General features: G+C 53.3%; 12 protein-coding genes. 7 read left to right on the top strand and 5 right to left on the bottom strand.

Translation table 11 applies throughout. The annotated features are described in order from the left end of the window. Positions 1 to 268 precede the first annotated feature (268 nt). Positions 269 to 1,642, bottom strand: coding sequence for an amidohydrolase (locus SC127_RS04745; protein WP_332625452.1), 1,374 nt, complete (start codon positions 1,640 to 1,642; stop codon positions 269 to 271). A gap of 88 nt (positions 1,643 to 1,730) precedes the next feature. Beyond that, complete coding sequence (locus SC127_RS04740) at positions 1,731 to 2,591, bottom strand: LysR family transcriptional regulator (protein ID WP_215847501.1); 861 nt, start codon at positions 2,589 to 2,591, stop codon at positions 1,731 to 1,733. An 87-nt stretch (positions 2,592 to 2,678) separates the two neighbouring features. Here SC127_RS04740 and SC127_RS04735 point away from each other — a divergent pair, with 87 nt between their 5' ends. The 6 genes from SC127_RS04735 (at position 2,679) to yniD (ending at position 8,412) form a co-directional block, all read left to right on the top strand. Beyond that, on the top strand, positions 2,679 to 3,845 hold the full coding sequence (locus tag SC127_RS04735; protein WP_332625450.1) for a cyanate transporter: 1,167 nt from the start codon (positions 2,679 to 2,681) through the stop codon (positions 3,843 to 3,845). Positions 3,846 to 4,067: 222 nt separating this feature from the next. Continuing rightward, a complete protein-coding gene (lldP, locus tag SC127_RS04730; protein ID WP_332625447.1) occupies positions 4,068 to 5,723 on the top strand; it encodes an L-lactate permease in 1,656 nt (551 codons plus the stop codon). Further along, positions 5,720 to 6,508, top strand: a complete 789-nt coding sequence (gene lldR, locus SC127_RS04725) for a transcriptional regulator LldR (RefSeq protein ID WP_332625445.1) — start codon at positions 5,720 to 5,722, stop codon at positions 6,506 to 6,508. Before lldP ends, lldR begins: the two co-directional genes overlap by 4 nt. Beyond that, complete coding sequence (gene lldD / locus SC127_RS04720; protein ID WP_215847499.1) at positions 6,505 to 7,692, top strand: FMN-dependent L-lactate dehydrogenase LldD; 1,188 nt, start codon at positions 6,505 to 6,507, stop codon at positions 7,690 to 7,692. The genes lldR and lldD overlap by 4 nt, the downstream gene beginning before the upstream one ends. A 58-nt stretch (positions 7,693 to 7,750) precedes the next feature. Next, positions 7,751 to 8,179, top strand: a complete 429-nt coding sequence (locus tag SC127_RS04715) for an OsmC family protein (protein ID WP_215847498.1) — start codon at positions 7,751 to 7,753, stop codon at positions 8,177 to 8,179. A gap of 125 nt (positions 8,180 to 8,304) precedes the next feature. Beyond that, positions 8,305 to 8,412 carry a small membrane protein YniD gene (gene yniD, locus SC127_RS04710; RefSeq protein ID WP_243078445.1) on the top strand — a complete coding sequence of 36 codons (108 nt, stop codon included), beginning with the start codon at positions 8,305 to 8,307 and terminating at the stop codon, positions 8,410 to 8,412. Between the two features lie 116 nt (positions 8,413 to 8,528). Here the strand turns inward: yniD and SC127_RS04705 are convergent, their stop codons facing one another. The 3 genes from SC127_RS04705 to SC127_RS04695 all read right to left on the bottom strand — a co-directional run bounded on the left by SC127_RS04705 (position 8,529) and on the right by SC127_RS04695 (position 9,796). Beyond that, entirely contained in the window at positions 8,529 to 8,759 is a 231-nt protein-coding gene (locus SC127_RS04705) for a hypothetical protein (RefSeq protein ID WP_215847497.1), read from the bottom strand. Positions 8,760 to 8,858: 99 nt separating this feature from the next. Next, complete coding sequence (locus SC127_RS04700) at positions 8,859 to 9,029, bottom strand: hypothetical protein (protein ID WP_215847496.1); 171 nt, start codon at positions 9,027 to 9,029, stop codon at positions 8,859 to 8,861. Positions 9,030 to 9,145: 116 nt separating this feature from the next. Further along, positions 9,146 to 9,796 carry a CPBP family intramembrane glutamic endopeptidase gene (locus tag SC127_RS04695; RefSeq protein ID WP_215847495.1) on the bottom strand — a complete coding sequence of 217 codons (651 nt, stop codon included), beginning with the start codon at positions 9,794 to 9,796 and terminating at the stop codon, positions 9,146 to 9,148. Positions 9,797 to 10,014: 218 nt separating this feature from the next. Between SC127_RS04695 and SC127_RS04690 the strand changes: the two genes are divergently transcribed. Continuing rightward, on the top strand, positions 10,015 to 12,618 hold the full coding sequence (locus tag SC127_RS04690) for a bifunctional diguanylate cyclase/phosphodiesterase (RefSeq protein ID WP_332625441.1): 2,604 nt from the start codon (positions 10,015 to 10,017) through the stop codon (positions 12,616 to 12,618). Positions 12,619 to 12,894: the final 276 nt, after the last annotated feature.

The following is a 12,894-nucleotide window of genomic DNA, read 5'->3' as shown; positions in this document are numbered from 1 at the left end:
CACGTGCTCACCCCGGTCACTTACCGGCGTAAGCTCCCGGGGACTCACACGCTTGCCGCCTTGCTGCAACACGAATTTTTTAGGGTATCTGAGCGTCATGCTTCGCGCTGCAGCAGCGTTGGCTGCACGTGCTCACCCCGGTCACTTACCGGCGTAAGCTCCCGGGGACTCACACGCTTGCCGCCTTGCTGCAACACGAATTATTTAGGGTATCTGATCGTCATACCCGTCATCTTTCGCGTTGTAACTGCGTTGAGCATTGGAGCAATTAAACGTGTTGCAGTGCGAACACCGCTTTGCCGCGTGAGAAGGTGGCAACCACTGGCGAGATGCGCGCAACGGCTTCAGCTGAGCAGCTCGCGGCAACTATCATCATATTGGCGTCATCACCTTGCTGTGGCCATTGACGTTGACCTTCTGCTGACAGCGGCAGCAAATCATTGGTCGCAATCGCCAGTGCACGCGTCAGTGAAAACTCATCCGAACCACGATAGAGCTGCGCATAGAGATTGGCTTTTTCCAACATACTGCCGGTGCCAAACGGCGACCAGTGATCGACCACGCTGTCGGTGCCGGTCATCACCTTGACGCCCGCTGCCTGTAACTGCGGAATCGGCATGGTCAGCTTGCCAATCGGCAGCGTCGACGCCACGCTAAATTGCTGCTCAACCAACCCTTGAATCATTTTATCCAGCTCAGCGCCTTCCAGCGTCGCCAGCGCAAAGCCGTGACTGATGGTCACTTTGCCTTTCAGCGCCGGGTTCTTTGCCACGGTATCGATCATATAGCGAATCGCCGCAACGCCGGCTGGCGAGGTTTCATGCAGGTGGATATCCACGCCGCGTTGGAAATCGAGCGCGATCTGGAACATCGCATCCAGCGACTTTTCCATCGCGCCATCGACATTCGTCGGATCCAGTCCGCCGACATACTGCACGCCGTGCTGCATCGCTTCACGCATCAATCCATCGACCTGCGAATGCAATAAACCGTGCTGCGGAAATGCCACGATTTCGCAGGGAAATTCAGGGTGCTTCGCCAGCGCGGTTTGGAGATGCTCCAGGCTTTTCAGACCGCTGACCGGGTCGATATTGCAATGGCTGCGTGCCTGAGTCGAACCCTTGGATTGCAACAAGGCAATCAGACTTTCTGCTCGCGCGACTGAGGTGGGCAGTAACTGCGGGATCAATACCTGCTCACGGGCAATCATATCCATAATGGTTTTGCCCTGACGTGGACGCGGTGCCCGCCACGGGCCGCCATAAAATGTTTTATCGAGATGGATATGCATATCGTGAGTGGAGGGCAGCAATAGCGCACCTTGCGCATCCCAGGCCGTCAGTGAAGCGTCACCCTGACCGGCTGGGTGTAACTGATCAAATTTACCATCACGGATGCTGATGTCATACAGCCCAGTTTTAGTCGCAACGATCTCTTCGCCTTCACGCTCAAAGCCTTCTTCAAGGCGAACATTCCGCAGTAAATAGTGATCGGTACTGGGCAAAGCAGCTGGCGAGTGAGATGTCGTATTGGCGGCAAAACTGGTCTGGCTCATGCCAGCAGCCAGCAAACTCCCTGCGGCTGCCCAGCGTACGCCGTTACCAAGAAATTCACGACGGCTTGAAGAAGGGGAAATAGTCATCAGAGGCTCCTGCAAAAAAGAGAGTCTTAATCTGACAAAAGCTGGCGACGGCCGCTGCGCTATTTTCCACTGCTGGCTATTTGAAAAATCACTGCCAGCTCAGCTGGCCGAAATCGACCAAAGCCTGCGCCAGTTGATACTGCAAATTCTCTTCGGGATGACGGCAAAACAGCGCCAGCTCAAAAATATCGATCTCCGGCAAACCCTGTTCGCGCCCTAGCACCCGATGTTCGGGTAAACGACAGCTGGCGGGCAACAGGGTTAACCCCAAGCCTTGTGCGCTCGCTGCCGCCAAAGCAACCAGACTCGCGCTGCTATAACCAATACGCCAACTGCGGTCCATCGCATCCAGCGTCTGGCACATCTCTTCACGGTACAAACCCTGCTGAGGAAACAGCACCAGCGGCACTGGCGTTTGTTCAAAACAGGGATAGGCGGCGCTGTCGAGCCAGAGCAAGGGTTCCGGGCGCGCCGCCAGTGGACGTTCGCCGTAAGGCTGTTTGATCAGCATGATGTCCAGCTCCTCACGCTGCCACGCACGGCGCAATTCAACGTGCATGCCGCTCATCACATCGAGTCGTAAATGCGGATGTTGACGACTGAAAGCGGCTAACAATCCTGCGGTAGGTGCGGCAAAATCTTCCGGCACACCAAGACGTAGCACGCCGTCACGCCATTTGTCGCTTAATACGTCATGCGCTTCGCCGTTCAGTGCAATGATGCGCCGGGCATAGCCCAGCAGCTTTTCACCTTCTTCGGTAATCTGCACCTGATGCGAAGAGCGTTCCAGTAACGCTTTACCTACCATTTCTTCCAGCCGCCGCACTTGCTGACTCACAGTGGATTGCGACAAATGCACACGATCGGCAGCGCGGGTAAAGCTGGTGGTTTCGCAAACGGCAACAAAACTTAACAACTGTTGAGGCGTAAACATCGGCTGTCGATTCATTTTCCCACTATCAATTAGAGCAATATTTAATTTCCAAATAGTAACCAGCGCTGTCAGGCTGGCAATCTTTAATTATTTGAGTTGTGGATGAAACGACAGACAGAAATGATGATGCTTATCGCGTTGGTATTGGCGGGCCTGAATATGCGCCCTTTAATGACCTCGGTGAGTCCGTTGCTCGGCCAGTTACGTCAGACCATTGGGCTGACGCCATTAGCCGCGTCTTTACTGCCCGCTATACCCATGATGATGATGGGAGCGATTGCGCTGTTAAGCGCGCCCTTAATGCAGCGCATCGCTGTCCGTAAATTGCTGACAGGCGGATTGATGTTACTGAGTTTGGCGACTTTCAGCCGCCTGTTTATCACTCAGGGCAGTCTATTAGTCTTTAGCACCATTCCGGGTGGATTAGGCATTGGTGTGGTGCAAATGGCGATGCCGGGATTGATTCGCCAGCGCTTTGGTGAGCGCAGCGCAGCGATTACGGGTTTATGGGCTGGAGCGTTGATGGGCGGTGGCGGCCTGGCTGCCGCCTTAACGCCGTGGCTGAGCGCACAGATGGGGTGGCAAGGTGCGTTAAGCAGTTGGGCGATACCGACGCTGTGCGCGGTGCTGTTGTGGCTGTTTATTCCCACTGCCGCGCCGGAGAAATCTACGCAGCGGGCAATGCCTGCACTGTGGCGCAAAACGCGGGCGTGGACGCTGGCGCTGAGCTTTGGATTGGTCAATGGCGGGTATGCCATCTGCGTCGCGTGGCTACCCGATTTCTATCATCAACAGGGCTGGAGCGCGCAGGCGGGCGGCAGCTTGCTTGCTATGATGATCAGCTGTCAGGTGGCCGGGGCATTGTTGCTACCGCTGCTGGCTCGCGGAGCCGATCGTCGGCCATTATTGCTGCTGGCATTGGGCATGCAGTTCTGCGGCATGATGGGATTTCTGTTTGCCCCGCAGGCCGCACCGTGGATCTGGGCAGGCGTATCGGGATTCGGTCTGGGCGGCGCCTTTCCGTTAGCCTTGGTACTGGCGCTGGATCATCTGTCTCATCCCCAGGCGGGGGCACGTCTGGTGGCATTTATGCAAGGCGTGGGATTCATTATCGCAGGTTGTATGCCGTTTATCGCCGGACAGTTGCATACATTAACCCACAGCTTTGCCAGCGTTTGGTTGATGCAAGGTGCGGTGACGCTGCTGTTGATTGTGTTAAACCTCTGTTTCCATCCACGCAGTTATCCGCACGCTTTCCCAGAAAAGTAATTTTTTGGTCCTACCAATTAAGCCGAAAAATTTTCCTGCTTCACAGAACAGGAAAATTCACGGCTTTTTTATTGCCTGAAGTTAACAAAACATTAACCATCTGTTGCCAATAAGCCTCAGCATCTTAAATGTGGTCTGACCAAAAAAGATGTTAAAGAGGCTAGCGTGCGCACCCTACAACCTATGTGCACGATTTTCTGGCTTTCCTCTGGAGATACCCGCATGCAGATGTGGCAACAAAATTATGATCCGCTCGGCAATATTTGGCTATCTAGCCTGGTTGCGCTGATCCCGATTCTGTTTTTCTTTTTCGCGCTGATAAAACTGAAGCTGAAAGGCTATGTCGCCGCGACCATCACCGTGGGTCTGGCGCTGCTGGTAGCGCTGTTTCTTTATCGTATGCCAATCGGGCAAGCGTTAGCGTCGGTGGGATATGGCTTTTTATATGGTCTGTGGCCGATTGCGTGGATCATTGTTGCGGCAGTATTCGTCTACAAAATTTCGGTAAAAACCGGGCAGTTTGACATTATTCGCGCCTCGATCTTATCGATCACGCCAGATCAACGGCTGCAAATGCTGATTGTCGGTTTCTCGTTTGGCGCGTTTTTAGAAGGCGCTGCAGGTTTTGGCGCGCCGGTTGCGATCACCGCTGCGCTACTGGTCGGCCTGGGATTCAATCCGCTGTATGCCGCCGGTTTATGCCTGATCGTTAACACCGCGCCGGTGGCATTTGGTGCGATGGGAATTCCAATTATTGTTGCCGGGCAGGTTACCGGACTAGACAGTTTCGCCATCGGGCAAATGGCCGGCCGCCAATTGCCGTTACTGACCATCATCGTTCTGTTCTGGATTATGGCGATCATGGATGGTTGGCGTGGCGTCAAAGAAACCTGGCCTGCGGTGCTGGTGGCGGGCGGATCCTTTGCGATTGCTCAGTTTCTTAGCTCTAATTTCCTTGGCCCGGAACTGCCAGACATCATCTCTTCGCTGGCGTCGCTGGTCTGTTTAACCTTGTTCCTGCGTCGCTGGAAGCCGGTTCGCATCTTTCGTTTTAACGATGTTGGCGCATCGATGGTTGATCAGGATCTGACCCGCAAAAAATACAGCGCTGGGCAGGTGATCCGCGCCTGGATGCCTTTCTTGTTTCTCACCGCGACCGTAACGTTATGGAGCATTCCGCCCTTCAAAGCGCTGTTTGCCAAAGGCGGGGCGCTAGCGGATTGGGTCTTCAGCGTGCCGGTGCCGCTGCTGAATGCGCTGGTGGAACGCATGCCACCCGTAGTGAACAGTGCCACGTCCTATCCGGCAATCTTTAAATTCGACATCGTTTCTGCCACCGGCACCGCCATTTTGCTGGCAGCGATTGTGGCGATTGCTTACCTGCGTATGAAGCCGAAAGCGGCTATTCAGACGTTCGGCGAGACCTTAAAAGAGTTGGCATTACCGATTTACTCGATTGGCATGGTGCTGGCGTTTGCTTTTATCTCCAACTATTCCGGCCTGTCGGCCACGCTGGCCTTAGCGCTGGCGCATACGGGGCAAGCCTTTACCTTTTTCTCACCGTTTTTGGGTTGGTTGGGCGTCTTCCTTACCGGATCAGATACCTCCTCAAATGCGCTATTCGCCGCATTACAAGCCACTACCGCGCAACAGATTGGCGTTTCAGATGTGTTGCTGGTTGCCGCCAACACCACTGGTGGCGTCACCGGGAAGATGATTTCTCCTCAATCGATCGCCATCGCCTGCGCCGCAGTGGGCCTGGTCGGTAAAGAGTCCGATCTGTTCCGCTTTACGGTTAAACACAGCCTCATCTTTACCTGCATGGTAGGCGTCATTACCACGCTGCAGGCTTACATCTTCCCGTGGATGATTCCATGACTGCGAACTCGCCGCCGCTGGCGGCCCATCTGGTGGTACGGCTAAAGGCGTATATCAACGAACATCAGCTGGAACCCGGCATGCGTCTGCCTGCCGAGCGGCAGTTATCTGCCGAACTGGGCGTTTCGCGATCATCTCTGCGTGAGGCGATCCAGCAGCTGATCAGCAGCGGTATGTTGATCAGCCGACGCGGCGGGGGAACCTGGCTGCGTCAGCAGCTTGCGCCGTGGTCGGAACAGCGCATCGTTGCGCCTATTCGCCAGTTACTGGCGGACGATCCCGATTACCGTTATGACATTCTCGAAGCGCGTCACGCGATTGAAGCCAGCACGGCCTGGCATGCGGCATTACGCGCGACCGAATCCGACAAAGAGAAGCTGCAATATGCGTTTGACGCCACGCTCAAAATGACCGAAAGCGACGATCCCGATCTCGCAGCACAAGCTGACGTACGCTTTCATCTGGCGATTGCGGAGGCTTCGCATAACGTGGTGCTGCTACAAACCATGCGCGGCTTTTTTGACTTGTTGCAATCATCGGTGATGCAAAGCCGCCAGCGGATGTATATCCAGCCGGTGATTTTCGCCCGTCTGACTGAACAACATCAGGCCATTCTCAACGCCATTCTCGCCGGTGACGCTGAAGCGGCGCAGCAAGCGGCGATGCAGCATCTCGGCTTTGTTCATACCACGATGAAGGGCCTGCACGAAGATGAAGCGCGGCAGGCTCGCATAACCCGCTTGCCGGGCAACGAATTCAGCAACCGTAAGGAAAACGACTCATGATCATCTCTGCTGCCAGTGACTATCGCGCCGCCGCGCAACGTATTCTGCCGCCGTTCCTGTTTCACTATCTTGATGGCGGCGCTTATGCCGAACACACGCTGCGCCGCAATGTGGACGATCTGGCTGACGTTGCGCTAAGACAGCGCATTTTAAAAAACATGTCTGATCTCAGTCTTGAAACCAAATTGTTTAATGAAACGTTGTCGATGCCGGTCGCGCTGGCACCGGTGGGTTTATGCGGCATGTATGCACGGCGCGGCGAAGTGCAGGCTGCCCGCGCTGCGGCGCTGAAAGGCATTCCCTTTACCTTATCGACCGTTTCCGTCTGCCCGATTGAAGAGGTGGCACCGGCAATTAATCGTCCGATGTGGTTCCAGCTCTATGTGCTGCGCGATCGTGGCTTTATGCGTAACGCGTTGGAGCGAGCCAAAGCTGCAGGTTGTTCCACGCTGGTGTTCACCGTGGATATGCCAACACCGGGCGCACGCTACCGTGATGCGCATTCGGGCATGAGCGGCAACCATGCGGCGCTGCGTCGCTACTGGCAAGCCGTGACGCACCCACAATGGGCGTGGGATGTCGGCATGCAGGGGCGTCCGCACGATCTCGGGAATATTTCTACCTATCTCGGCAAACCCACCGGCCTGGAAGATTATATCGGCTGGCTGGCGAACAACTTTGATCCCTCTATTTCATGGAAGGATCTGGAGTGGATTCGTGAATTCTGGGATGGCCCGATGGTGATTAAAGGGATACTTGACCCCGAAGATGCGCGTGATGCGGTGCGCTTTGGCGCGGATGGCATTGTGGTGTCTAACCACGGCGGACGCCAGCTTGATGGCGTGCTCTCCTCGGCGCGTGCGCTACCTGCTATCGCCGATGCGGTAAAAGGTGACATCGCGATTCTGGCCGATAGCGGCATCCGCAGTGGTCTTGATGTGGTACGCATGATTGCGTTAGGCGCAGATACCGTACTGCTGGGCCGCGCCTTTATCTATGCGCTGGCAACACACGGACAGCGCGGCGTGGAGAATCTGCTCAACCTGATTGAGAAAGAGATGCGGGTAGCGATGACGCTGACCGGCGCAAAATCGATCGGTGAAATTACCCGCGATTCACTGGTGCAGGCCAATGCGCTGCTCAATGAGCAAGTCATACCTGCTCGCCCGCGTGCGGTGAGCTGATCCGGCGAAATCGAATGTATTGTCTATACTTACCCTCTTTACCAACAGGAGGAATGACATGACCATTCATAAGAAAGGTTCGGCGCATTGGGAAGGCGATATCAAGGGAAAAGGGACTGTAAGCACTGAGAGTGGCGTGCTGAGCCAGCAACCTTATGGTTTCAAAACCCGTTTTGAAGGTGAAAAAGGCACGAATCCAGAAGAGCTAATCGGTGCTGCACACGCAGCGTGTTTCTCTATGGCTTTATCGCTGATGTTAGGCGAAGCAGGTTTTCCGCCGAAAAGCATTGATACCACGGCGGATGTTTCTCTTGATAAGAAAGGTGAAGGTTTTGCGATCACCAAGGTGGCGCTGACCAGCACCATCGAACTGCCAGGCATTGATAACGCAACATTTGATGAAATCATCAATAAAGCTAAAGCGGGCTGCCCAGTTTCACAGGTTCTGAATGCTGAGATTACTCTCGACTACACCCTGAATAACTAAGCCTGTAACGCGGGTCGCCTTTTAACGGCGTGAGCGTTATGCTAAATCAGCGCGGTCCTGATACTGACCGTAACAGATGCGCCTTTGGGCGCATCTTTTGCTTTCTGGCTGAGAGGAAAATAAAGGTGGCGCGATATTTGGCTGCGAAGAAGTATTGGAAAATGGTGCTGGTTCTGCTTTGTATCTGCGGTGCGTTAATGCTGATTCGTTGGGCAGCGATGATATGGGCCTAAAATCATGGGTTTGTAACCATAAACTGGGCGTATTAGTGATGGTTGTCTTGCTGCTCGAACTCATTCATTACTTACTGACAGCATCCTGGCTGCCGTGGGAATGGCAGTAATCCTCTCTACACATATTCCGTTTCGCGACGCTTAGTACGGACGTCACTGCGTGCAATGCGATACGCCTTATTGGGATCGCCCGCCACAAATTCAAATGTCGGTGAGTAATAAAAAGGCAGCCAGCCGCCGTAGCCGCTTTCCCACTCCCAGCGAACGGGGCACGGCCACAATATGCCGTCATACAAAATGTAATAGACCCAGCGTCCGTTTGGACGACGGGGGCGTGATGTTTTCATGGGATTCACAACGATAATAGTGAACAATAGCTTATATTTTGTACGCTAAAGCGCCACCTTGCAACTTAACGGCTGCGCTTTGTTATTTTTGGCCCTGCATTAACGATGCACTTCACCACAAAGCAGGACCACATTAGGCCGTACTTTATGAATGCGATTTGCCATCTGTTCGCAATCGATTTTTGTTGGATAAATCCGTTCCGATACCGGTAAAGCATCACAGGCATCATGGCCGCAAGCACTGACTAACAATACAAATCCTATCAACATGGCTCGACTCCTTTACACGGTCTGGTGGTCCGGACTGTGGTGCTTAATATCCCTTTTACTGTTCCAGTATAGACAAACGTGTCGACGAGGCATTATCACCCTGAGCGGTGAAAGCGTTAACCTGAGAAATACCAGGCAGGAAGCAGCGCGATAAGATTGTTTAGCGTGTGCAGGAAAATGGGCAGCGCCAGGCTGTTGCTGCGCAGGCGGGCGTAACATAATAACAGCGAAAACAGTGTCAGCGCGATAATGGTTTCCCAGTGAACATACTGAGTGTGCATCATGGCGAACAGCAGTGAAGTCAGCAACATGCAGGCAAAGCGACTGCGTGGTGCCCACAGCAAAAATGCCTGTAACAGAAATCCACGAAACAGGACTTCCTCAAACACCGGTGCTAACAGCACCGCCGTCAGCAACAAAATCAGCAGCGAATTACGTCCTTGCTGCGCCTGCTCAACCAGCCAACCTTCCGGCTGCAAAAATTGGGTTTGCGCCGCCATTAAAATAAACAGTACGCCAATAAACAGCAGCGTTTGCAGCGGACGTAATTCGCCCAGCGGCAGGTCGCTACGACGTTGGCAATAGAAGCGATAAAGCGGATAGATCACGGCAAATTCAAACAGGCAGAGCACCGGCACCAATAAGCCGTCATTACGCAGCACGCCATAATTAGGAAACAGCGTGATAAGCATAGTCACGAGGTAATAGACCACAAAGCTGCCGACGTAAAACAGCGTCAGCGCCACTCTGTCGGAATTGGTGTTCATAAGCGACCCAGCCAGCGAAGGTTAGCGCATAGTAACAACGCGCCTGATCGCTGTCGAGTCACCCAACAAGACAATATTTGTACGCAAATTTACCTTATTAGGCTAAACCGCAAGCACACCGAGCCGATAACTGAGGAAATGAATTCGGGTAAGTCAGCATAGTTTGCTGTCAGGCAGAATCCCGAACCGAACTTTTCGCTTTGTTGTGAGCTTTCTTAATGACTTTTGTACCTCAGCAACCGCAGCTGCGTCCTTTTATAAACGGAGCAGAAGATCGCACTGTTCGCTTTACGCGGCGGAGTCTACGCACGCTTACACTGCTGTTGTTCGGCGTATTGCTTCTTTCCATGCTGATGGTGCTGACCATTGCCCAGCATCAAAACAAGTTATCTGTTGAACACGATCAGATATTGATGCAGCAAGCGTGGGAAGGGCGTAAAGAGGCGATGATAACTGACATCCGCGATTACGCTTTCTGGGGCGAAGCCTGGCGTAATCTGCACATCACGATGAATAGAGTCTGGGCCTTCGATGAAGAGAACTTCGGTCCGGGTTTGTATGAGGAATACCATTATGAAGGCGTTTTTGTTGTCGATGGCAACGATCACACCACCTATTCAGTCATCGACGGTAAGCTGAGTTCTGTTTCGCTGGAAGCCTGGATAGGAAAAAGCAGCCGGATGCTGATTGCCCACGCACGCTTATTGAATAATGCGGCGGTAGCACGCAATGCACTGGTGAATGGACAGCCGGCTATTATCGTCGCCGCGCCAATCACCACCGGTAAAGTGCCCGGCTTGCCGCAAAAAGCGGGGCCACCATCAGTGATGGTTTTCGTCAATGTGTTCACGCCTGCCAAGCTAAAAGCGTTAGGCGACACGCTTGGCGTAAGTAGTCCGCGTTTTGCCAAAAACGAAGTCGATGCCAAAATTGAGCCGCGAATGGTGGAAGAGGTGCCGGGTGGCGAGCCGCTAGTCTTACGCTGGACGCCAAAAATGCCCGGCATGGGGTTGATCTGGTTTCTGCTACCGTTGCTGTTAATCATGGGCATCATCATCGCGTGGATTACTCGTCGGGTAAGCCGCCATGCGCTTCACAACGCAATATTATCCGATCGCCGATTCGCCATGTTAGCGGTCAGCCAGCAGGAGTTGGCAAGCAGCGAGGCGCGTTTTCGTGACCTGGCAGAAGCGGCTTCAGACTGGATTTGGGAAACCGATGAAGAAGGGCGGCTGATCTATTTGTCGTCTCGCTTCAACACCGTAACCGGCCACGAAATTAGCGTTTGGCTAGGAAGACACCTCGACCATTTGCTGACCCATCCCAGCCACTCTTTAGTGACCTGGCTGATGCGTCAGGAAGCGGAACCCCAGCAAATGCCGCTGCGTTGCCAGTTTATGTCGGCACAGGGCGATCGTCGTATTGGTCAGTTGGTGGCTAAAACGGTCTGGCACAATGGCAGATGCATCGGTTTTCGCGGCACGGTCTCTGACATTACTCAAGGCATGGAAGCGGAAGCGCGCATTCAGTTCTTGTCACGTCATGATGTGTTAACCGGGTTGCCAAACCGGCTTCAGTTGCAAGAGTATCTCACCAGCCATCTTGAACAATTCAACATGGATATTCCGCTCACCATCATCAGTATCGATCTGGATCAGTTCAAACCGATCAATGAAACCTGGGGCCACGCTGCGGGTGATCTGGTGTTGAATCAGATGGCGCAGCGCATTAAAAATTGTATAGGACCTCATGAGCTGACTGCGCGACTCGGCGGTGATGAGTTTGTCGTGATTTTACGCGAAGGGGATCGTGACAAAGTTGATGAACGCTGTGCGCAGCTGCTGCATGAAGTTCAGCAGCCGATTACGACCGGCCAGCATATTCACTATTTAACCGCCAGCATGGGTATTGCCTGTGCACCGCAGGATGCTGCCCATCCTGAAGCGTTGCTGCGGATGTCAGACATCGCGCTAAATGAAGCCCGCGAATCGGGGCGCAATCAATGGGTTTGGTACGCCAATGAAATGGCTAACTTGCGCGAAAGTAAGCGCGATATGGCGCGCCGCATTGAGCGAGCGCTGAAAAATGATGAGTTTCGTTTGCATTATCAACCGCGTTATCAACTCTCTGGCGGACAACTGGCAGGCGCAGAAGCACTTATTCGCTGGCAAACTGCGCCTGATCAATGGATCACGCCGGATCGATTTATTCCGCTGGCAGAAGAGAATGGTTTAATCGCCACGATCAGCGATTGGGTATTGAAGCGAGCCTGTGAAGATGCGTTGGCGTGGGGTGGCGACCGTTATGTTTCCGTTAACATTTCGCCCATTGAGTTTCGTACCACCGATTTAGTGCAGCGGGTAGCCAATGTGTTAAAAGAGAGTGGGTTGCCCGCAACGCGGCTGGAACTGGAAATAACTGAAAACGTCACTTTCGAACATCCGCAGCAAGCGCTAGAAGTGATGCAGGGATTGCGTTCGTTAGGCGTACGTTTAACCGTAGATGATTTTGGTACGGGCTATGCCGCGCTGGGTTATTTAAAAACCTTTCCGTTTAACGGCTTGAAAATTGACCGTTCGTGGATGAAAGATTTTCCGGAATCGCAGCAGGCGCAATCGGTGGTCGCTGGCATTATCGCGCTGGCGCGTGCTTTTGCACTCACCATCACCGCCGAAGGCATTGAAACAGAAGCGCAACTGAATCAGCTTAAAATACTGTCATGTGAAGAAGGGCAAGGCTATTTTCTTGGCCGCCCGATGCCACTCGCAGCCTTCAGCACGCTTCTGGAGAGAACAACCCAGAACAACCGGGAGCAGGCTTAACGAACTTTAATGGCGACAAACGTCATCAAGGCAGCGAAGCCAATAAAGATTGCAAGTTCCATAATGATTACCTCAGAAAAGTCTTAAGTAATTTTAGCGGCTGGGTGATCTGTTTTTAGACTGCAAGTGCGATTTTTCTGAAAATATGTGATCCCGGCCGCTTAAATTTTTACGACTTATCTTTCCTTACCGCTTTCATTTTTTTAAAGAACGCGACAAGTCTGCTGGTCAAGATTTTCGCTTGCGGGCACGCTTTGCTACTCTTTGGTTCAGGGT

Origin of the sequence: Pantoea sp. T14 (genome assembly GCF_036663535.1) — a bacterium.
Classification (GTDB): domain Bacteria; phylum Pseudomonadota; class Gammaproteobacteria; order Enterobacterales; family Enterobacteriaceae; genus Pantoea; species Pantoea phytostimulans.
Note: the sequence above shows the minus strand (reverse complement) of the source record. Positions and strands in the feature narration are given on the sequence as shown.